Origin of the sequence: Actinocorallia sp. B10E7, from assembly GCF_039871655.1 — a bacterium.
Classification (GTDB): Bacteria; Actinomycetota; Actinomycetes; order Streptosporangiales; family Streptosporangiaceae; genus Actinocorallia.
The window spans coordinates 119,495-140,238 of sequence record NZ_JBDPLZ010000012.1 but is presented as its reverse complement, the minus strand read 5'-3'; the positions used below and the strand labels follow the sequence as shown (position 1 = coordinate 140,238).

18 protein-coding genes are annotated in these 20,744 nt (G+C 71.1%); 9 read left to right on the top strand and 9 right to left on the bottom strand.

Annotated features, from left to right (window positions below; all coding sequences use genetic code 11):
* Nucleotides 1-16: 16 nt before the first annotated feature.
* The gene (locus ABGB12_RS30790) at nt 17-1,555 is read right to left on the bottom strand and encodes an MDR family MFS transporter (protein WP_347683298.1); all 1,539 of its coding nucleotides are present in this window, start codon (nt 1,553-1,555) and stop codon (nt 17-19) included.
* A 126-nt stretch (nt 1,556-1,681) separates the two neighbouring features.
* Here ABGB12_RS30790 and ABGB12_RS30785 point away from each other — a divergent pair, with 126 nt between their 5' ends.
* Nucleotides 1,682-2,269, top strand: coding sequence for a TetR family transcriptional regulator (locus ABGB12_RS30785; protein WP_347683296.1), 588 nt, complete (start codon nt 1,682-1,684; stop codon nt 2,267-2,269).
* Nucleotides 2,270-2,338: 69 nt separating this feature from the next.
* Here ABGB12_RS30785 and ABGB12_RS30780 read toward each other — a convergent pair whose 3' ends face one another.
* Together ABGB12_RS30780 and ABGB12_RS30775 are read right to left on the bottom strand one after the other, a co-directional pair.
* On the bottom strand, nt 2,339-3,427 hold the full coding sequence (locus ABGB12_RS30780; protein ID WP_347683294.1) for a CU044_5270 family protein: 1,089 nt from the start codon (nt 3,425-3,427) through the stop codon (nt 2,339-2,341).
* Nucleotides 3,420-5,561, bottom strand: coding sequence for an MFS transporter (locus ABGB12_RS30775; protein ID WP_347683292.1), 2,142 nt, complete (start codon nt 5,559-5,561; stop codon nt 3,420-3,422). The genes ABGB12_RS30780 and ABGB12_RS30775 overlap by 8 nt, the downstream gene beginning before the upstream one ends.
* A gap of 144 nt (nt 5,562-5,705) precedes the next feature.
* Here ABGB12_RS30775 and ABGB12_RS30770 point away from each other — a divergent pair, with 144 nt between their 5' ends.
* On the top strand, nt 5,706-6,293 hold the full coding sequence (locus tag ABGB12_RS30770; protein WP_347683290.1) for a TetR family transcriptional regulator: 588 nt from the start codon (nt 5,706-5,708) through the stop codon (nt 6,291-6,293).
* 18 nt (nt 6,294-6,311) lie between these two features.
* Here ABGB12_RS30770 and ABGB12_RS30765 read toward each other — a convergent pair whose 3' ends face one another.
* Genes ABGB12_RS30765 through ABGB12_RS30755 form a run of 3 tightly spaced genes read right to left on the bottom strand, consistent with a single transcriptional unit; the run spans nt 6,312 to nt 8,251 of the window.
* Entirely contained in the window at nt 6,312-6,911 is a 600-nt protein-coding gene (locus tag ABGB12_RS30765) for a TetR/AcrR family transcriptional regulator (RefSeq protein ID WP_347683288.1), read from the bottom strand.
* Nucleotides 6,901-7,716 (bottom strand): SDR family NAD(P)-dependent oxidoreductase, encoded by an 816-nt coding sequence (locus ABGB12_RS30760; RefSeq protein WP_347683286.1) that lies wholly within the window; start codon nt 7,714-7,716, stop codon nt 6,901-6,903. The genes ABGB12_RS30765 and ABGB12_RS30760 overlap by 11 nt, the downstream gene beginning before the upstream one ends.
* 46 nt (nt 7,717-7,762) lie before the next feature.
* Entirely contained in the window at nt 7,763-8,251 is a 489-nt protein-coding gene (locus ABGB12_RS30755) for a MarR family transcriptional regulator (protein ID WP_347683284.1), read from the bottom strand.
* Nucleotides 8,252-8,314: 63 nt separating this feature from the next.
* On the opposite strand from ABGB12_RS30755, the gene ABGB12_RS30750 reads away from it, so the two are divergent.
* Together ABGB12_RS30750 and ABGB12_RS30745 are read left to right on the top strand one after the other, a co-directional pair.
* Nucleotides 8,315-9,949 (top strand): DUF3237 family protein, encoded by a 1,635-nt coding sequence (locus ABGB12_RS30750; RefSeq protein ID WP_347683282.1) that lies wholly within the window; start codon nt 8,315-8,317, stop codon nt 9,947-9,949.
* A gap of 9 nt (nt 9,950-9,958) precedes the next feature.
* A complete protein-coding gene (locus ABGB12_RS30745; protein ID WP_347683280.1) occupies nt 9,959-11,542 on the top strand; it encodes a CocE/NonD family hydrolase in 1,584 nt (527 codons plus the stop codon).
* A gap of 6 nt (nt 11,543-11,548) precedes the next feature.
* Here ABGB12_RS30745 and ABGB12_RS30740 read toward each other — a convergent pair whose 3' ends face one another.
* Complete coding sequence (locus ABGB12_RS30740) at nt 11,549-11,941, bottom strand: DUF6221 family protein (protein ID WP_347683278.1); 393 nt, start codon at nt 11,939-11,941, stop codon at nt 11,549-11,551.
* Between the two features lie 153 nt (nt 11,942-12,094).
* Here ABGB12_RS30740 and ABGB12_RS30735 point away from each other — a divergent pair, with 153 nt between their 5' ends.
* Nucleotides 12,095-12,490 (top strand): hypothetical protein, encoded by a 396-nt coding sequence (locus ABGB12_RS30735; RefSeq protein WP_347683276.1) that lies wholly within the window; start codon nt 12,095-12,097, stop codon nt 12,488-12,490.
* A gap of 47 nt (nt 12,491-12,537) precedes the next feature.
* Here the strand turns inward: ABGB12_RS30735 and ABGB12_RS30730 are convergent, their stop codons facing one another.
* Together ABGB12_RS30730 and ABGB12_RS30725 are read right to left on the bottom strand one after the other, a co-directional pair.
* Nucleotides 12,538-13,596, bottom strand: a complete 1,059-nt coding sequence (locus ABGB12_RS30730) for a phosphotransferase (RefSeq protein ID WP_347683274.1) — start codon at nt 13,594-13,596, stop codon at nt 12,538-12,540.
* The gene (locus ABGB12_RS30725) at nt 13,593-14,600 is read right to left on the bottom strand and encodes a hypothetical protein (protein ID WP_347683272.1); all 1,008 of its coding nucleotides are present in this window, start codon (nt 14,598-14,600) and stop codon (nt 13,593-13,595) included. Before ABGB12_RS30725 ends, ABGB12_RS30730 begins: the two co-directional genes overlap by 4 nt.
* 288 nt (nt 14,601-14,888) lie before the next feature.
* On the opposite strand from ABGB12_RS30725, the gene ABGB12_RS30720 reads away from it, so the two are divergent.
* The 4 genes from ABGB12_RS30720 to nrfD all read left to right on the top strand — a co-directional run bounded on the left by ABGB12_RS30720 (nt 14,889) and on the right by nrfD (nt 20,740).
* Nucleotides 14,889-15,554: a hemerythrin domain-containing protein gene (locus ABGB12_RS30720; RefSeq protein WP_347683270.1), complete on the top strand. Its 666-nt coding sequence runs from the start codon at nt 14,889-14,891 to the stop codon at nt 15,552-15,554.
* A 72-nt stretch (nt 15,555-15,626) separates the two neighbouring features.
* On the top strand, nt 15,627-18,869 hold the full coding sequence (fdh, locus tag ABGB12_RS30715; RefSeq protein ID WP_347683268.1) for a formate dehydrogenase: 3,243 nt from the start codon (nt 15,627-15,629) through the stop codon (nt 18,867-18,869).
* Between the two features lie 3 nt (nt 18,870-18,872).
* Complete coding sequence (locus ABGB12_RS30710) at nt 18,873-19,703, top strand: 4Fe-4S dicluster domain-containing protein (protein ID WP_347683266.1); 831 nt, start codon at nt 18,873-18,875, stop codon at nt 19,701-19,703.
* Nucleotides 19,700-20,740, top strand: coding sequence for an NrfD/PsrC family molybdoenzyme membrane anchor subunit (gene nrfD / locus ABGB12_RS30705; protein ID WP_347683264.1), 1,041 nt, complete (start codon nt 19,700-19,702; stop codon nt 20,738-20,740). Before ABGB12_RS30710 ends, nrfD begins: the two co-directional genes overlap by 4 nt.
* Nucleotides 20,741-20,744: the final 4 nt, after the last annotated feature.

Here is a 20,744-nt window from a genome sequence, read left to right as displayed (position 1 = left end):
CGCGGGCGCGGGGTGCTCAGGAGGCGGAGAGCTCCTTCTCCTTCTTCTCTTCCGCGGCGGGCGGCTCGTGCAGGTCGATGGTGTCGCGCAGGTTCTTCGGCTTGAGGAAGAGCACGGCGATCAGGCCGGCGACGGCGATCCCGGTGGAGACCAGGAAGATGTGGCCGGTGCCGTCGCCGTAGGCCGCGCGGACGATCTCCCGCAGCGGCTCGGGGATCGAGGCGAGGTCCAGGCTCCCGCCCTGGGAGTCGCTGACCTGCACGCCGACCTTGGCGAAGCCCTTCTTGATCGAGGAGGCCACCTCGGAGGCGAGGACCGCGCCGAGGACCGAGACGCCGATCGTGCCGCCCAGCGAACGGAAGAACGCCACCGCGCCGCTGGCCGCCCCCATGTCCTTCATGGACACGCCGTTCTGGACGACCAGGACCAGATTCTGCATCGACATGCCGACACCCGCTCCGACCAGCACCATCGCGAAACCGATGAACAGCAGCGAGGTCTGGTGGTCGATGGCCGACAGGAGGGCGAAGCCCGCGGTGAGCATGATCAGCGCGAGGATGACGTGCGGCCTGACCTTGCCGGTGCGGGAGATGATCCGCCCGGAGATCGTCGAGGAGACCATCATGCCGAGCATCATCGGGATGGTGAGCAGGCCGGCCTGGGTCGGCGAGTAGCCGCGCCCGATCTGGAAGTACTGCCCCAGGAAGACCACGCCGCCGAACATCGCCATACCGACCGCCGCGCTGCCGATGATCGCCAGCGCGGGAATGCGCTGCTTGATGATGTGCACGGGTACGACAGGCTGGGCGGCCCTGGTCTCCACCCACACCGACAGGGCCAGCAGCAGCGCGCTCACGCCGACCATCGCCCCGGTCTGCCACGACACCCAGGCGAAGCTGTCACCGACGAAGGTGATCCAGACGAGCAGCACGCTCACCCCGGCCGCGATCAGCGTCGCGCCCGCGTAGTCGATCTTCACATCGTCGCGGCGGACGTGCTCCAGGTGCAGGGTCTTCTGCAGCATGAAAGCCGCGAACACCGCGAACGGAACGGGCAGGAAGAAGCACCAGCGCCAGTCCATCACCTCGGTGATGACCCCGCCCAGCAGCGGTCCCGCGACGGTGGAGAGCCCCATGACCGCGCCCAGGTAGCCGTTGTACCGGCCGCGCTCCTTCGGCGAGATCATCGCGGCGATCACCACCTGGACCAGCACCTGGGCCGCGCCCATGCCCAGGCCCTGCACCGCCCGCCAGGCGATGAGCTGCTCGGTGCTCTGGGAGAAGCCCGCGCCCAGCGAGGCCAGCAGGAAGATCACGATGCCCACCTGGAGCAGGAGCTTCTTGCTGAACAGGTCCGCCAGCCTCCCCCACAACGGGGTGGAGATGGTGGAGGTGAGCATCATCGCGGTGACGACCCAGGTGTACTGGGACTGGGTGCCCTTGAGCGCGCCGATGATCTGCGGGAGCGCCACCGAGACGATCGTGGCGCTCATCATGGTCACGGACATGACGATCAGGAGCCCGCTCAAGGCTCTCAGGATCTCCTTGTGACTCATCCCCGGGGATGGTGTCTCCGCCACTTGCTTCCTCCCGATTTCGTGCGTTACACGGCAAGCATAACTACACACAGGGAAAGTTTGCACGTTGGGCATTAATTCTCACGGCGCAGTAAGATGCTCCGCATGACCACCACGCCGGGGCTGCGCGAGCGCAAGAAGGCCGAAACCCGCCAGGCCGTGTACAAGGCGGCCCTGAACCTGGTCGCCGAGCACGGCTTCGACCACGTCACCGTCGAGGCCATCGCCGACGCGGCGAACGTCTCCCGGCGCACGTTCTTCAACTACTTCGCCGACAAGGCGGACGCCGTCATGTACGGCGAGGAGCAGCGCCACCTGCGGATACTCGCGAAATTCCGGGCCCGTCCCGCCGGGGAGCCGGGCTGGCCGGCCCTGCGCGCGGCGACCGAGGACATGTACCGCGAGTTCGACGAACCCGACCGCGACTGGATCCTGCGCGTCAGGCTCGCCCGCCGCCACCCCTCCCTGCTGGCCCGGCAACTGGCCGGGCTGGGCGCACTCGAGAAGGAACTGGCCCAGGCGATCGCCGAACGCGACGGCGACTTCGGCCTGCGGCCCCGCGTCCTGGCCGGGGCCTACCTCACCACGCTGCGGATCGCCACCGTCGTCTGGCTCGAAGAGGACCAGGACCGCGGCCTGACCGAGACCACCCTGGCCGCGCTCGACGAACTGGGGCGGTCCTTCCAGGACTGACGAGGCACCACCAGAGAACGGGCCGGGTGCGTCCTCGAGGACGCGCCCGGCCCGTCGCCGGTGGCCGGATCAGGACTTCGGTGCGGACGGCCGCTCGTCGGTCCATTCACTGCCTTCGTACACCGTGGCGGCGTAGACGGTGCCCGCCGGGACCCTCGTGTAGGCCCGGGAGGGCTCCATCAGGACGTCCTTGGCCGCCAGCAGCCGTCCCGTCCCCTCGTCGATGATCAAGGTGTGCCGAACGGAACCGCGCTCGTCACCCGCCTCGTTGAGCGCGATCCCCGTGCCCGGGCGCCCCTCGGGGTCCTGGACGGGACCGAGCAGCTCGACGCCCTCCAGCTCGGCGAGCACCCGGTAGGCGGCTGCCTGCACGTCCGGGTGGACCGGGAGGGAGCCGTCCAGAAGGTCGCGGGCCGCGGTGAACAGCCACGGGTCCGCCTTGGCGCCGGACTTGCCCTGGTACCGCGTCAGCAGTGCCGTCCGGAGCCCGGTCGTGTCGGCGGGCAGAGCGTCCAGCTGGGTCGCGGTCACGTTCCGTCCGCCCAGGGTGCCGGCCTTCCCCACCGCGGTCCCGCTCTTCTGCCACGCGCCGGCCCGCTTCAGCTCGACCCGCGGCTCTCCGGTCCGGGACAGGCCGGCGACCAGCGCGGGCGAACCCGCCGCCTTCCACGCCTTCCTGTCCGCGGCGGTCTGCGGGCGGACGGCGAGCCGCTTCGTCCACACCGGGCTCACGTCCCGGGTGGGATCGGCGGCCTGCCACCGGTCGGTCCGCCGGTCCCTGACGACCAGGAAGGACGAGTTCGCGGTACCGGCGCTCACCAGTGTGCTCTCGCGGGAACTCGTGTGCAGGTACCGGCCGGTCTCCGGCGACCGCCGCGCCGTGGCGTCCGCGGCGGCCAGCAGCGCCCGGTCCGCCGTCCGCTCCGGCTGTGCGATCGGGGCGCCGTCATCGTCTCCGCCGCCGTTCCCGGTCACCAGGGTGAGCGCGACGGCCGCCACCACGCACACCGCCGCCGCGCCGGCCCGTCCGGCCCGGCCCGGCCGGAACCTCCGGCGGCGCGCCGTCCCGGCGTGGGCCAGGAGCCGTGCCCGCGCCTCGGCCTGGGCCTCGGGCCGCCGCCTCTCGTTCCCCTCCTGCACCGACCGCGGCTCAGCCATGGTCGACCCCTTCCTGTTCGAGCGCTTCCCTGAACCGGGCACGGGCGCGGGCCAGCCGCGACTCCACCGCCGCGACGGGCAGGTCGAGCTCGGCCGCGACCCGTCCGGGGCCGAAGTCCGCGCAGGCCACGAGGAGCAGGACGTCCCGGGCGCCCGGGGACATCTCCGCCAGCCTGGCGGTCAGCTCCGCCTCCTGCCGGTCCTCCAGGCCGACCGGCCTGGAGGACCCTTCGGCGGACCGGCCCCCGCCGTCGCCCCGCCGGGCGCCGGAGGACTTCCCGTCCTCGCGCCACTGCTTCCTGATCTTCTTCGTCGCGATGGCGAACAGCCAGACACCGGCGGGCCCCTGCGGGTCGTACCTGTGCCGCCGGTCGAACGCCGTGAGGAACGTGTCGGCCGCGACCGAGGCCGCCGCGTCCGCGCCCAGCCAGGACTCGGCGAACTCGTGGATCCTCGGGTAGTACCGGTCGAGGATCACCGCGAACAGCTCGGGTTCGCGCAGCGACCTCTCGATGACCTCGGCGTCGCTCACGCCGTCCGCCACCGCCTGCGTCTCCGGCGGCCCCTCGGGCACGGCGGAGACGATGGCGTCCCCCTGGACGTCGGCGGTCTCGATCATGTCCAGCGCGGCGGTCCCGGACGTCTCCGCCACGGCGAGGGTCTCGTTCAGATCGACGCTGTCACGCAGGTCCTGCGGCTTGAGGAAGAGGACCGCGAGCAGGCCGACGAGGGCGATCCCGGTGGAGACCAGGAAGATGTGGCCGGTGCCGTCGCCGTAGGCCGCGCGGATGATCTCCCGCAGCGGCTCGGGGATCGAGGCCATGTCCAGGCTTCCGCCCTGGGAGTCGCTGACCTGCACGCCCACCTCGGCGAAGCCCTCCTTGATCGAGGAGGCCACCCGGGAGGCGAGAACCGCGCCGAGGACCGAGACGCCGATCGTGCCGCCCAGCGAGCGGAAGAACGCCACCGCGCCGCTGGCCGCCCCCATGTCCTTCATGGACACGCCGTTCTGGACGACCAGGACCAGATTCTGCATCGACATGCCGACACCCGCTCCGACCAGCACCATCGCGAAACCGATGAACACCAGCGAGGTCTCGTGGTCGATGGTCGACATGCCGAAGAAGCCGAGGACGAGCACGGCGAGGCCGGCGATGACGTGCGGCCTGACCTTGCCGGTGCGGGAGATGATCCGCCCGGAGATGGCGGAGGCGAACAGCACTCCGGCCATCATCGGGATGGTGAGCAGACCGGCCTGGGTCGGCGAGTAGCCGCGTCCGATCTGGAAATACTGCCCCAGGAAGACCGCACCGCCGAACATCGCCATACCGACCGCCGCGCTGCCGATGATCGCCAGCGCGGGGGTGCGCTGCTTGACGAGATGCACGGGCACGACGGGCTGGGCGGCCCTGGTCTCCACCCACACCGACAGGGCCAGCAACACGACGCTCGCGCCGACCATCGCCCCGGTCTGCCACGACACCCAGGCGAAGCTGTCACCGACGAAGGTGATCCAGACCAGCAGGACACTCACCCCGGCCGCGATCAGCGTCGCGCCCGCGTAGTCGATCTTCACGTCGTCGCGGCGGACGTGTTCCAGGTGCAGGGTCTTCTGCAGGGTGAGGGAGGCGATCACGATGAAGGGCAGCGGGAGGAAGAAGCACCAGCGCCAGTCCATCGCCTCGGTGATGACCCCTCCCAGCAGCGGCCCGCCGACGGTGGCCACCGCCATCACGCCGCCCAGGTAGCCGTTGTACCGGCCGCGCTCCTTCGGCGAGATCATCGCGGCGATCACCACCTGGACCAGCACCTGGAGCGCGCCCATGCCCAGGCCCTGCACCGCCCGGAAGGCGATCAGCTGCTCGGTGCTCTGGGAGAAGCCCGCGCCCAGCGAGGCCAGCAGGAAGACCCCGATGCCCACCTGGAGCAGGAGCTTCTTGCTGAACAGGTCCGCCAGCCTCCCCCACAACGGGGTGGAGGCGGTGGAGGTGAGCAGCATCGCGGTGACGACCCAGGTGTACTGCGCCTGCGTGCCCTTGAGCGCGCCGATGATCTGCGGGAGCGCCACCGAGACGATCGTGCTGCTCATCATCGTCACGCCCATGACGGTGAGCAGACCGGTCAGCACTCTCATGATCTGCCGGTGACTCATAGGTTCAGTTGCGGTGTCCGTCACCCGTTTCCTCCCGTTTTGTCCGAGAACACGCCGAGGCTACCTGCACCATGGGCAAGTTTGCGCATTGGGCATAAATGACGGATCGCGCATAAACTGACGGCCATGACCATCTCCACGGGGCTGCGAGAGCGCAAGAAAGCCGAGACGCGACGGGCGGTCCACCGCGCCGCGCTCAGCCTCGTCGCCGAGCACGGATTCGACTGCGTCACCGTCGAGGCCATCGCCGATGTGGCGAACATCTCCCGGCGCACGTTCTTCAACTACTTCGCCGACAAGGCGGACGCCGTCATGTACGGCGAGGAGGAGCGCTTCCGCAGGCTCACCGCCGCGGTCCGGGCCCGCCCCGCCGGGGAGACCGGCTGGCGGGCCCTGCGTGAGAGCACCGTGGAGCTGTTCGACGAGCTCGGCGAACCCGACCGGGAATGGGTGCTGCGCAGCCGGCTCTCCCGCAGCCACCCCTCCCTGCTGGCCCGCCGGATAGCCGCGATGGGACCGATGGAACGCAACATGGCCCAGGCGATCGCCGAACGCGACGACGACCCCGGCCTGCGGCCCCGCGTGCTCGCCGCCGCCTACTTCAGTGCCGTGCGGGTCGCCAATCTCGTGTGGCTGGAGGAAGGGGAGAGCCGGAGCCTGAAGGACCTGACCCTCGCCGCGATCGACGAGCTGGACCGGCCGTCCCCCGTGTGAAGCGGACGGCCCCGCGGCTCAGTCCCGGAGGCTCAGCGAACGCCAGATCCGCTCGGGCAGCCGTGCCGACGCCTCGGCCAGGTCGAGGCCCGGGGTGCCCGCCAGCCAGCGCCGGGTGGTCTCCGCGACGGGCCCGATGAGGAGCATCTCCAGCAGAACCGGAGACAGGTCCACGACCTCGCCCGAGGCGATGTGCGGACGCAGCCAGGCCATCATGCGCTCCAGGAGCGGCCCCTTGGCCTCCCCGATGGAGGAGGCGTGGGCGGGCAGGAACGTCGCGTAGGCGGAGGCATGGATGAAGCCCGCCTTCGTACGGTTCCCCGCGGCGAAGTCCAGATAGGCGCGGGCCGCGGCCTCGACGCCCTCGCGGGCGTTCGCGCACGGTTCGATCGCGGTGACCATGGCCTCCAGCAGGTCCGTCATGCACCGGGTGTAGAGGGCCGCCGCCAGACCGTCGAAGCTGCCGAAGTGGTGGTAGAGGCTGCCGCTGCTGACGCCGCTCTCCTTGATCACCGCGCTCATGGTGAAACCCTCGCGGCCGTCGCGTGCGTAGACGGCCAACGCGGTGTCCAGCAGCCGTTCCACCGTCCCGGCGGTGGCGCGGTGCCTAGGAGACATCCAGTGCCGCCGAGGCGTCGGCCCACAGCCTCCGGGCCAGGGCCGTGTCCAGGGCCATGGGGTCCAGCGGGATCTCCTTGTCCACATCGAAGTAGGCGCCGGACGTCGCGGGAACGTCGGTGACCAGGCGTGCGACGGGACGCCCGCCCTCCTCGGGCGGCTGCCAGGAGCGCTTGACGAGCTTGAGCAGCAGGCCGATCGGGCCGCGCCGGTCGCCCAGGCCCGTCCGGATCACCCCGGGGTGAAGTGCGTTGACGGTCACCCCCGCATCCTTCCAGCGTTCGGCGAACAGCGGGAGCATCATGAGATTGGCCAGCTTGGTGTCGGCATACGTCCGGATCGCATGGAAGTCCTGGCCGGTCGGCGTGCGCTCGGGATCGACCTTGCCCTTGACGTAGAGGCCCGCGCTGACCTGGACGACCGTCGAGCCGCACTCCTCGAGCCGGTCCTCCAGCAGGTGGTTCAGCAGGAACGGGGCCAGGTGGTTGGTGAAGAACGCCTGCTCGAAGCCGTCGGCGTTGAGGACCCGCTTGGACGGCCAGATCCCGGCGTTGTGCACCAGCGTCCGCAGGTCGGGAAAACGTTCCCTCAGCTCGCCGGCCAGCGCGGTGACGCCCGCGCGGTCGGCGAGGTCGCCGACCACGAGTTCGGCGTTCTCCCCCAGCCGGGCCGCGGCGGCCTCGCCCTGTTCCCGACTCCGCGCCACCAGGGCGACCTTGGCCCCTCCGGCGACCAGCAGTTCCGCGGTGGCCAGGCCGATGCCCCGGTTGCCGCCCGTGATGACCACGACTCCCTGTTCCGTCATGAGGACGAAGGTAGCCGTTTCCAGAGAGGTTCTCTAGAGACCTTCTCTAATTTTTTGGCGGGCGCGACTCCACCAGGCGCCGCAGCAGCGAGGTCAGTCCGGCGCGTTCGGCCTCGTCCAGGCCGGCGAACCACTCCCGCTCCCGCTCCGCCTGGCACCCGAAGGCCTCCCGCACCACGGCCTCGCCCTTCTCCGTGAGCTCCGCCGTGACGGCCCGCCCGTCCGTCGGGGACGGACGGCGCTCCACCAGCCCGGAGCGCTCCAGCGTGTGCAGGGCGTTGGTGACGGCCGAGCGGCTCATCAGGGACAGCTCGGCCAGCCGGGCAGGCATCACGGGACCCAACAGCCAGAGCTTAAACATCAGCCGGAAACCGGGCAGCGTCAGGCCACGCGGCCGGTGGACCGTCGACTCCAGGTCGCTGATGAGCAGGTAGGCCACGTGCAGCAGGTTGTAGGCCAGGGAGAACGCCTCCACATCGACCTCGGGTGCCCTGTCCGGAATGGCCCGGCGGGCCAGTTCCTCGTACTCCTCCATTGCGCTCCTCCGGCCTCCGGGTCCATATTGTTACGGCCATAACAAAGTAGTGAAAGGCCACCGATGCGCGTCATCATCGCAGGAGCGGGAATCGGCGGGCTCACCACCGCGCTGAGCCTGCACGCCGCGGGGTTCTCCCAGGTGAGCGTGCACGAGACCGTCCCCGAACTCCGGCCCGTCGGCGTCGGCGTCAACCTGCTCCCCCACGCGGTGCGCGAGCTCACCGAACTCGGCCTCGCCGACCGGGTCGCCCGCCTCGGCGTCCCCGTCGCCGAACTCGTCTACGCCAACGTCAAAGGCCAGCTCATCAGCACCGAAGAGCGCGGGACGGCCGCCGGATACCGGTGGCCGCAGTACTCCGTCCACCGCGGTGAGCTGCAGATGATCCTGCTGGAGGCCGTCCGGGAACGGCTCGGCCCCGACGCCGTGCGCTGCGGAGTCCCCGTCACCGGGCTGGAACACGACGCCGACCTGCTCGTCGGCGCGGACGGCATCCGCTCCACCGTGCGCGCCGCCCTCTACCCCGACGAGGGGCCGCCGATCTGGAACGGGCTGACCCTGTGGCGCGGCGTCACCCGGGCCGAACCGTTCCTCACCGGGCGGAGCATGGTCATGTCAGGCGACGGCGTCCGCAAGTTCGTCGCCTACCCCATCAGCGGCCCGGACGCCGACGGCCGCGTGCTGGTCAACTGGATCGCCGAACGGCCCACCGACCAGGCCGTCGCCACCGGCGACTGGAACCGGCGGGCCGACCCCGCGCGGGTCGCCGAGGACTTCGCCGCCTGGGACCTCGGCTGGCTCGACGCCCCGGCGCTGATCGCCGCCGCCGACGCCGTCTACGAGTACCCGATGGTCGACCGCGACCCGCTGCCCCGCTGGACGCACGGGAACGTCACGCTGCTCGGCGACGCCGCGCACCCGATGTACCCGATCGGGTCCAACGGCGCCTCCCAGGCGATCATCGACGCCCGGGTCCTGGCGCACGCCCTGGCCACCGGCAGGGGCCTGGAGTTCTACGAGGAGCGGCGGCGGCCCGCCACCGCCGCGATCGTGCGCGCCAACCGGGGGCAGGGGCCCGAGGTGGTGCTGTCCCTCGCGCAGGAGCGCGCCCCCGAGGGGTTCGAGGACATCGAGAAGGTCATCCCGCGCGCCGAACGCGAGGAGATCTCGCTGCGGTACAAGAAGCTCGCCGGGTTCGCCCCGGCCCTGCTCAACGAGAGGGCGTCCTGGTCGGCGCACCGGGACGCGCCCGCCCTCGCCCCGCTAGCGACGTTCCGCGTCACGCTCGAGCCCGTCCGGCACCTCGGACGCACCCAGTGGGGCGACCGGCGCGTCATCGAGATCAGCGGCGGGAGCTTCGAAGGCGCCCGGCTGAGCGGGACCGTCCTGCCCGGCGGCGCGGACTGGCAGATCGTCCACGACGACGGCTCCGCCTCCATCGACACCCGCTACACCCTGCGGACGCACGACGGGGCCCTCATCTACCTCCAGACCCAGGGCTTCCGCCACGGGCCGCCCGAGGTGATGGAGCGGCTCGCCCGCGGCGAGCACGTCGACCCGTCGGAGTACTACTTCCGGCTCGTGCTGAAGTTCGAGACCTCCGACCCCGCCTACACGTGGCTCGGCAGGACCGTCGCGGTCGCCACCGGCCGCCGGGAGGCCGACGCCGTCGTCTACGACGCCTACACCCTGAGCTGAGGAGCCTTCATGGGTCAGCTGAACCTGCCGCCCCTACCCGTGGCGTCCGTCCACCGGCAGCCGGTCACGATGCGCGACGGGACGGTCCTGCGCGCCCACGTCCACCGCCCGGACGACGGGGAGCGGCACCGGACCGTCCTGGTCCGCAGCCCCTACGGGGAGCAGACCTTCCGGTCCTTCCCCCTCGTCCCCGCCCTGGAGGCGGGGCTGGCGGTGGTGTTCCAGCACTGCCGGGGACGCGGCGACAGCGACGGCGAGTTCACCCCCTGGGTGGACGAGGGCCGGGACGGAGCGGACACCGTCGACTGGGTCACCTCGCAGCCCTGGTCGAACGGGGAGGTCGTCGGCTTCGGCATGTCCTATCTGGCCGGGTGCGCGCTGCAGCTGGCTTCCGAGAGACCCGGAGCGCTCAAGGCGATCGTCGCGACCATGACCCCGCACGACTTCTACGAAGGGCTCAAATACAACGGCGGGGCGTTCGCGGTCGGCTCCGCCTTCCACTGGAGCGCGCTGCAGGGCATGCTCGGCGCGCTGCACGACCTGCGCGCCGGTGACCCCGACGCGCTCGGACGGCTCCTCGAACAGCTCCCGCTCATCGGCGAGACGCCGTCGCCGACGGAGGACCACCCGCTGCCCGACGCCCGGGTCGCCAAGAACTTCCCGTTCTGGCGCGAGTGGGTGGAGCACCCCGAACGCGACGCCTACTGGGAAGGGCTCGCCGGGACGCTGCGGCACGAGAACATCGACGTCCCTGTACTGCACACGGCGGGCTGGTTCGACGTCTTCCTCAAGGGGACGCTGGAGAACCACAAGCGTGTCGGCGGACGGCTCATCGTCGGCCCGTGGACCCACCTCGACCAGGGCGCGTCCGCCGGTGAGATCTACTTCGGCTCCTCCGCCGCGAGTCGGTTCTCCGGGCTGGAGCAGGCCCAGCTCGCGTTCCTGACCGGGCAGCAGGACGGGCCCACCGTGCGGATCTTCGTCATGGGCGCGAACGTCTGGCGTGATGAGGAGTCATGGCCTCCGGCCCGCGCCGTTCCCACGCGCTTCCACCTGCACCCCGACGGCGTGCTCTCCCAGGAGGATCCGTCCGCCGACGCCCGGCCGTCCCGCTTCCCGCACGACCCGGAGAACCCCGTGCCCACCCGCGGCGGCGGGCTGCTCCTGCCCGACCCGCTCGACGTCGGCCCCCGCGACCAGCGCGAGGTGGAGCGGCACCCCGGCGTGCTGTGCTTCACCAGCGAGCCCCTCGCCCGCGACCTGGAGGTCACCGGCGAGCTGACCGCGACCCTCCACGGTGCCACTACCGCCCCCGGCGCCGACTGGACGGTGAAGCTCGTCGACGTCCACCCCGACGGCCGGGCCATGAACGTCGCCGACGGCATCGTGCGCTCCCCCGCCTCGGCGCTCATCCACGAGGTCGACCTGGTGGCGACCAGCCAGGTCTTTTTGGCCGGGCACCGCATCCGAGTGGAGGTCGCCGGCTCCAATTACCCGCGTTTCGACCGCCACCCCGCGCTGGAGAAGGCCGAGCAGACCCTCTTCCACGACGCGGAGCGCCCGTCCTGGATCACCCTGCCCGTCATCCCCTGACGGGCGTCACGCCCATTCCGGCCGGTAGGCGGGGTGGTCGGAGTACTGCGAGGCCAGGTCCCTGAGCACGGTCTCCAGCACGCCGCTGCCCGGCACGCCCCGCTGCCGCGCCCACTGCTCCTTCTCGTACAGCGCGACGGCCTTCCGCTGCGCCTCGACCCGCCGCAGCACCCGCCGCGGATCGTGCCGGACGATGTGCTCGGCGTAGGCCTCGTTCTCCGCCGAGGCCACGAACCCCTGCCGCTCCGGATGCCCGGGCGCGTCCCCGGCCGTCTCGGGCCAGGAGTCCACCCGGACCCGTCCTCCCGCCGTCACCTTCCACGAAGCGCTCATACAGGCCCGCGCCACGGCCTCGTCCCGGTCGAGTCTCGCCCGGAGGAACGCCACAAGATCTTCCACCTCTTCATCTTGCGTCCTCCGGACCCGTTCCGCACCTGGAACCTTCAAGCCCGTCCTCTCGTCTTCCCGGAAGCCGAGAAAGCACCCCAGATCTCTCTTTTGGATCACCGGCGGCATACTTGGCCCGACCCGAACGATCCCCGGAAGGCTCCCATGCTCTCTGTATCCCTCGACACCATCCGCGTCTTCCTGCACGTGCTCGCCGCCACCATCTGGGTCGGCGGCCAGCTCACCCTCGGCGCCCTGGTACCGGCCCTCCGCGGCTTCGAGGGCGTGACCAAGGTCGCCGCCCGTCGCTTCAACATGGTCGCCTGGCCGGCTTTCATCGTCCTCTTCATCACCGGCATCTGGAACATGGCGTCCCTGGGCGACGACGTCGGCGACGCCTACAAGATGACCCTCAACGTGAAGATGGCCTTCGTCCTCCTCTCCGGCCTCGGCGCCTTCATGCACCTCCGCGCCAAGTCCAAGGCCGGCCTGGCCGTCTGGGGCGCCGTCGGCACCGTCACCGCCCTCGGAGCCCTCTTCTTCGGCGTCCAACTCGGCTGACCGGCTCAGGACGAGGTCGGAGACCGTGTCTCCGACGCTGTCCCTCCTCAGCCGAGGAGGGACAGGGAGTCCAGGTCCAGGGCGTGCTGGGCGTGGCGGGTGGTCATGGTGCAGAACATGTCGTCGCCGCGGTCGGTGCGTTCCACGAGCATGGAGGCGCCGATGGACATGGTTATGCCGTGGAAGGCGTGTTCGCGGTAGGAGCGCCAGCAGTCGTCCCAGGTCAGGGGGATGCCGCCGGCGGTCAGGGTGGAGTGGTAGCGCCGGACGAGGGCGCGTTCGTGGGCGCGGCGGGTGTCCGTGGAGAGGCTGGAACCCAGGAAGTAGGACAGGTCGGACAGGGGTGAGCCGTAGGAGCAGGTCTGCCAGTCCAGGATGGCGGGGCGGGGGCGGCCGAACAGGAGGTTGTCCGCGCGGAAGTCGCCGTGGGTGAGGGTGGACGGACCGGAGCGGGGCGCCAGATAGGCGGCGAGGTGCGGGAGGAAGTCCTCGATGAGGGCGAGGGCCTCGGGGGCCAGGCGCTCGGCGTAGCGATCGCGGAAACCCTCGTACAGGCCGGTGACCATGGCCGCGGTGAACTCGGCGGAGGCCGTGCTGTGGCGGTTCAGCCAGGAGAGGGAGGCCAGGTCCGGGGAGTCCCAGCCGGCCGCGTGCAGGACCGCCAACTCGTCCACCGCCGCGGCGGCCTCCTCGACGGTGACGCCGGCGAGCTGGTCGCCGGGGCGGCCCGGAGTGAGGTCCTCCAGGATGACGGCGTAGTCGTCGTGCTCGGGTTCGTGGGCGCTGAAGTAGCAGACGGGGATCGCGGCGGACAGCCCCTGCGCCAGGTGGGTGTAGAAACCCGCCTCGACCTCGTAGGTGCGGATCGCCCTGGCCGCGGCTCGGCTCGCCGGGTCCAGGGCGGGGACCTTGGCCACCAGGGTGGAGGGCAGGTCGACGGGACGCTCGTAGGTGAGGGCGAGGCGGAGGGTGTCGGAGACCTGGCCGGTGCCGACGGGGGTGGCCTGGACGTCGGTCACCTCCACCCCGGACAGGCGGGGGGCGAGGGCCTCGGTCAGCCAGGCCGCGGTCAGGCCGGAGGGGCCGGAAAGGGCGGGGGCGCTCATGGCTGCTCCTCCGGGGTGCCGAGCGGGGTCGCGGAAGGTTCGGGGAGGTAGGACCAGCCGTGGTCGCGCCAGCCCGGCGGCTGGTGCCACTCGGTCCAGCCGTGCCCGGTGCGGCCGTCCTCGGTCTCGAAGCGGCACAGGGCGCGCGGGAAGTGGGCGAGGACGCCGTCGGGGGAGGTCACCGCGACGGGAGCGAACGCCACCGGCGTCGCGGTCATCGGCGCGCCCTTCAGCCGCAGCCGTGAGAGCTCCGGCAGGTCGTCGGAGCCGAACACGGTCTCGGCGCAGAATCCGTCGAGATGGGCCGGCCCTCCGTCCGGGGTCGCGGCGAACGACGGCCAGGCCAGGGGGAAGCCGATGTTCGCCTGCATGCCGTGGAACCAGGTGCCGTCGTCGAGCCGTCCCGAACTCCACAGCCACGAGACCGACCACCAGTCCCGCTCTCCCCAGGAGTGGTCCCGCTCCCCCGAGGCGGTGACGGTGAACGTCTCGTCGCCGATCCGGACCGTTCCCGACACCGTGCACGGGATCTCGTAACGCGGCAGGTCCTTGTAGGGGTACACGCCGCCGACGGTGTGCCATTCCAGGTCGAGGACGAGTCTCGTCGTCTCCGCCGTGCCGAGGTCCCCGTAGGCGTCCGTGGCGGACGGGAGCACGTGCGCGGTGGCGTCCAGGTTCAGGCGCGCGGGGCCGAACGGTTTCAGGATCTCCTGCGTGGCCCGGTAGGCGTCCGTTCGCACCGTCGTCTCACCGGGGCCGGGCAGCGGGGCGTCGTCGTCCGCGACGAGGACGAGTTCGCGTCCCGGCCCGGTCACGCAGGCCCAGTACCAGGCCCGCCCCCAGTTGGGGTAGAGGCCGAGCCGGACGTACCCGCCGAGCGACCCGTCTTCGGTGACGAAGTCGAAGTAGTAGGACTCGTTCCACAGCGTCCCCTCGCCCGGGGTGTGCCGTGACTCGTCCTCTTCTCCGAGTCTCCAGGTCCCGTGTTCCACGATCTTCACCACGCGGTCGACTCCTCCTCAGACGGACGCATGACGTTGTTCGCCGAACAATGTCACAGGTGCCAACAAAACAGAACAAAGTCCGAAAAATCGGAACGAGGAAGCGCCCGGCAGGTGAACCTCTCGCCACCCTCACGGAGCGAACACACTTCCGGCAAAGCTCAGGAAAGGCCGGGAAAGGCATCACCAGAAACGCTCTGAACTGGGCATACCGGGGATTTGCCGGACGCGACAGGGGGAGGCCCTGTGCTGGCGTCACCGACGGTGACGCACGATATCAACGGGGGAAACATGGACGACGTGTTCACCGCTCTGGAGAACGGCCACCGCGAGATCCGGCGCATGCTCCGCGAACTGGAGAGCTCGCCGAACAGCACCAACGGGGCGAACCAGGCCGCGCTGGCCCGGCGCCGTCAGATGGTCGACCGGCTCATCATGGAGCACTCCCGGCACGAGGCGGCCGAGCAGGAGTGCTTCTGGCCCGCCGTCCGCGAACTCATGGCGAACGGCGACCAGCTGGCCGAGCAGTGCATCCGGCAGGAGCAGTCGGCACAGCGGATGATGAACGAGCTGCGCGGCCTCGACCCGCAGGAGGCGAAGTTCGAGGAGATGCTGCGCAACGCCGCCCAGGACGTCAAGTCCCACATGGAGTTCAAGGAGCAGCAGGTCCTGCCGTCGCTGCGCAAGGTCATGGACCCGCAGCGCGCCCAGCGGATCGGCGAGCAGATGATGCAGAGCAAGCAGGCCGCGTCCGCCGGACGGGCTCAGCCGCACGCCGCGCCCCGGCCCGGCCAGCTCAAGGGCACCGCCCAGGCCAAGGGAGGCAAGTCCCAGAAGCAGCCGCAGCAGCGCGGCCAAGGCCAGAAGCAGGGCCAGAACCGGCACCAGCAGGAACAGGAGCAGGAACAGGAGCAGAGCCGGCAGAAGCCCAGGGACACGATGGGCCGCGGCCGCTGATCCACCGGAGGCCGGGCGGGGCACGCCCGGCCTCCTCATGCCTTCCGACCACTGCGGCCGCGGGGATGTGTCATGGACCTGAGGAGATGGCCGGTCTACCGGCAGCTCACCGGAGCCGACCGGCTCGGCAGGGGCGCGGCCGCGCGGTCGGCGGAGACCGAGCGGCTGAGACCGCGCACCGCGACGGCCGACCGGGTCGTGAAGTCGGTGTGCCCCTACTGCGCGGTCGGCTGCGCGCAGAACGTCTACGTCGAGAACGAGAAGGTCGTCCAGATCGAGGGCGATCCGGACTCCCCGGTCAGCCGGGGCCGGCTGTGCCCGAAAGGTGCGGCGTCCCTGCAGCTCACCACGGGCCCCGCGCGCGAGCACCGAGTGCTGTACCGGCGTCCCCGCTCCACCCACTGGGAGGAGCTCGACCTGGAGACGGCGATGGACATGGTCGCCGACCGGGTCATCGCCACCCGGGAGAGCACCTGGCAGGACGAGGACGACGGGGCGCGGGTGCGCCGGACGCTGGGGATCGCCAGTCTCGGCGGCGCGACGCTCGACAACGAGGAGAACTACCTCATCAAGAAGCTGTTCACCGCGCTGGGCGTCGTCCAGGTGGAGAACCAGGCGCGGCTCTGCCACAGCTCGACCGTCGCGGGCCTGGGGACGTCCTTCGGCAGGGGCGGCGCGACGATGTTCCTGCAGGACCTGCAGCACTCCGACTGCATCGTCATCCAGGGCTCCAACTTCGCCGAGGCCCATCCCGTCGGCTTCCAGTGGGTGATGGAGGCCAAGGCGCGCGGGGCGACGGTCATCCACGTCGACCCGCGGTTCACCCGCACCAGCGCGCTCGCCGACCTCTACGTGCCGTTGCGCGCCGGGTCGGACATCGCCTTCCTCGGCGGGATCATCAACCACGTCCTTCAGAACGACGCCTATTTCCATGAGTACGTCGTCAACTACACCAACGCGGCGACCATCCTCAACGAGGACTTCCAGGACACCGAGGACTTGGACGGTGTGTTCTCCGGGCTGGACCGCGAACACCGCGCCTACACCTTCGACACCTGGCGCTACGAGGGCGTGGGCGCCACCGCCGCGGCGGCGTCCGGCGCGCGGGACGAGGCCTACGACGAGCGGACGCGGAAGATCCGCGAGTCCGGGCGCGGGGAGAGCCACGGCGCGGGCGGCCCGGCGATCGGCGCCGGGGTTCCGGAGACCGATCCGACGCTGCGGCACCCGCGGTGCGTCCTCCAGGTCCTCAAACGGCACTACGCCCGCTACACGCCCGAGATGGTCCAGCGGGTCTGCGGGGTCCCTCCGGAGCTGTTCGCCCGGGTATGCGACGCGCTGGTGCGCAACTCCGGCCCCGACCGGACGAGCGCGTTCGCCTACGCCGTCGGCTGGACCCAGCACACCGTCGGCTCGCAGTACATCAGGACGGCGTCGATCCTGCAGCTGCTGCTGGGCAACGTCGGCCGCCCCGGGGGCGGGATCCAGGCGCTGCGCGGGCACGCCAGCATCCAGGGCTCCAGCGACATCCCCACCCTTTTCGACCTGCTCCCCGGCTACATCCCGATGCCGCACGCCCACGCCCACCAGGATCTGGACTCCTTCGTCGCGGCCGACGCCGCGCGGAAGGGCTACTGGGGCCACATGCGGGCCTACGTCGTCAGCCTGCTCAAAGCCTGGTGGGGTGAGGCGGCCCGCGCGGAGAACGACTTCTGCTTCGACCACCTCCCTCGGCTGACCGGCGGCCACAGCACGTACGAGACGGTCCTCGCGCAGCTGGCAGGCGAGTGCAAGGGCTACTTCCTGCTCGGCGAGAACCCCGCGGTCGGCTCGGCCAACGCCCGGCTGCAGCGGCTCGGGATGGCGAAGCTCGACTGGCTCGTCGTCCGGGACTTCTCCCTGATCGAGAGCGCGACGTGGTGGAAGGACGGGCCGGAGATCGAGACCGGCGAGCTGCGGACCCGTGACGTGGCGACCGAGGTGTTCTTCTTCCCCGCCGCCTCCCACACCGAGAAGGCCGGCAGCTTCACCAACACCAACCGGTGGCTGCAATGGCACCACCAGGCCGTCGAACCCTCCGGAGACGCGCGGAGCGACCTGTGGTTCATGTACCACCTCGGGCGGATCATCCGGGAGAAGCTGGCGGGCTCCACGGCCGGACGCGACCGCCCCGTCCTCGACCTGACCTGGGACTACCCGGTGGAGGGGCGGCTGGCCGAGCCCAGCGCCGAGGCGGTCCTGGCGGAGATCAACGGCTTCGGACCCGACGGGGCGCACCTGTCGACCTCCAGTCTGCTGCGCGACGACGGGACGACGAGCTGCGGCTGCTGGATCTACTGCGGCGTCTACAAGGACGGCGTCAACCAGGCGGCCCGCCGCAGGCCCGGCGGCGAGCAGAGCTGGATCGCGCCCGAGTGGGCGTGGGCGTGGCCGGAGAACCGGCGCGTCCTCTACAACCGGGCGTCCGCCGCGCCCGACGGAACCCCGTGGAGCGACCGCAAGGCCCTGGTCTGGTGGGACGCGGCAGCCGGGCAGTGGACCGGGCATGACGTTCCGGACTTCGAACTCGACATGCCTCCCTCCTACCGGCCCGCCGCCGACGCCACCGGGCCCATGGGCCTGAGCGGAACCGACCCGTTCATCCTCCAGGCCGACGGGAAGGGCTGGCTGTTCGCGCCTTCCGGGCTCGTCGACGGGCCGCTCCCGACGCATTACGAGCCGCAGGACTCGCCTTTCGACAACCCGCTCTACGGGCAGCGGCGCAATCCCGTCCGTCAGGTCTTCTCCCACCCGCACAACCGGTACCACCCCAGCGGGTCGGATCCGGGGTCGGAGGTCTTCCCGTACACGGTCACCACCTACCGGCTCACCGAGCACTTCACGGCCGGTGGGATGAGCCGGTGGTCGCCCTACCTGTCCGAACTCCAGCCCGAGGCGTTCTGCGAGGTCTCGCCCGAGCTGGCCGCCGAACGGGGGCTGGAACACGGCGGGTGGGCCACGGTCGTCACGGCCCGCAACGCCATCGAGGTCCGGGTCATGGTGACCGAGCGGGTGCGGCCGCTGCGGCTGAACGGGCAGGTCGTGCACCAGATCGGACTGCCCTACCACTGGGGACCGAACGGTTACAGCACCGGGGACTCCGCCAACGAGCTCGCCTCCGTCTCACTGGATCCGAACGTGCACATCCAGGAGGTCAAGGCGTTCAGCGCGGACATCCGCCCCGGCCGGCGCCCCCGGGGAGCGGCCCTGACGGCTCTCGTGCGCGAGTACCGGACCCGGGCGGGCATCACCGCGTCCACCGGAATGGAGTTGTGAGGCATGGGCCTTCTCAGCGGACCCGAACCGGACGTGGCCGCCGACGCCGGGCACGCCGACCCGCCGCCCCGGGTGGGCTTCTTCACCGACACGTCCGTCTGCATCGGGTGCAAGGCGTGCGAGGTCGCCTGCAAGGAATGGAACGCCGTCCCCGAGGACGGCCTGGACTTCACCGGATGGTCCTACGACAACACGCGGGCCCTGGGCGCGGACTCCTGGCGGCACGTGGCGTTCGTCGAACAGCGCAGACCCGACGGGGACGGCGGTATGCGATGGCTGATGGCGTCGGACGTGTGCAAGCACTGTACGCACGCCGCCTGCCTGGACGTCTGCCCCACCGGGTCACTGTTCCGCACCGAGTACGGCACCGTCGTGGTGCAGGAGGACATCTGCAACGGGTGCGGGTACTGCGTGCCCGCCTGCCCGTACGGCGTCATCGAGAAACGCGAGGAGGACGGGCGGGCCTGGAAGTGCACGATGTGCTACGACCGGCTCGGCGACGGGCTCGAACCGGCCTGCGCCAAAGCCTGCCCGACCGACTCCATCCAGTTCGGGCCGCTGGAGGAACTCCGCACCCGCGCCGCGACCCGGCTGGCGCAGCTGCACGTCGCGGGGGTCTCCGACGCCCGTCTGTACGGCCACGAACCCACTGACGGAGTGGGCGGAGACGGCGCGTTCTTCCTGCTCCTGGACGCCCCCGAGACCTACGGGCTGCCGCCCGACCCCGTCGTCACCACCCGGGACCTGCCCGCGATGTGGCGGTACGCGGGCATGGCGGCGCTCACCCTGTTCGGCGGGATCACCGCCATCTCGATGTTCGGGAGACGCCGATGAGCGAGTCAGTCGTCACCAGGGAAGGCGTCCGCGGCCAGCGGCCGGGCCGGGAGGCCAGCCCCGCCGCGCTGCGCTCCGGCCGCCGGGGAGGAGAGAGGACCGTCGTCCCCGACGCCGAGTTCGCCTCCTACTACGGGCGCCCCATCCTCAAACGCGCCCCCTGGGCCGCCTCCGACATCGCCGGGTACTTCTTCCTCGGCGGACTGGCCGGGGCCTCCTCGGTGCTGGCCGCGGGCGCCGACGCGGCGGGACGGCGCCACCTCGCCACGGTGAGCAAGCTCGGCGCGCTGGGAGCCATCGGCGTGTCCACCGCCCTCCTCATCCACGACCTCGGCGTGCCGTCCCGCTTCCCGCACATGCTCCGCGTCTTCAAGCCGACCTCCCCGATGAACACGGGCTCCTGGCTCCTGGCCGTCTACGGGCCCTCCGCGGGCTTCGCCGCCCTGACCCACGTCACCCGGCTGTTCCCCCGCCTGGGCGCGACGTCCACCTCGCTGGCCGCCCTGACCGGCCCCGCCGTCGCCACCTACACGGCCGTCCTCCTCGCCGACACCGCCGTCCCCACCTGGCACGAGTCCCACCGCGAACTCCCCTTCGTCTTCGCGGGCTCGTCCATGTGCGCGGCCACCGGGCTGGCCCTCGCCCTGCTCTCCCCCGCACGTCACGGTTCCGTCCGGACCACGGCCCTCCTCGGCGGGCTGATCGAGCTGGCCGCCTCCCGCCGCATGCGCCGCCGTCTGGGGCTCCTCGCCGAGCCCTACCGCCGCGGCCGCGCGGGCCTGCTCACCCTGGCCGCCGAGACCCTCACGCTCCTCGGCGCCCTCACCGCTCCGACGGCCCGCACGCGTAAGGCCGGGCTCCTCTGCGGCGGCTCCCTCCTGCTCGGCTCCGCCCTCACCCGCTTCGCCGTCCTGGAGGCGGGCCGGGCCTGCGCGGACGACCCGAAGTACACGGTCCTGCCCCAGCGGCGACGCAAGGAGGCCGAGACCCGCGAAGAGTCCCCGCCCGAGATGGCTCCCCCTCTCGGCCTCTCCTGAAGGG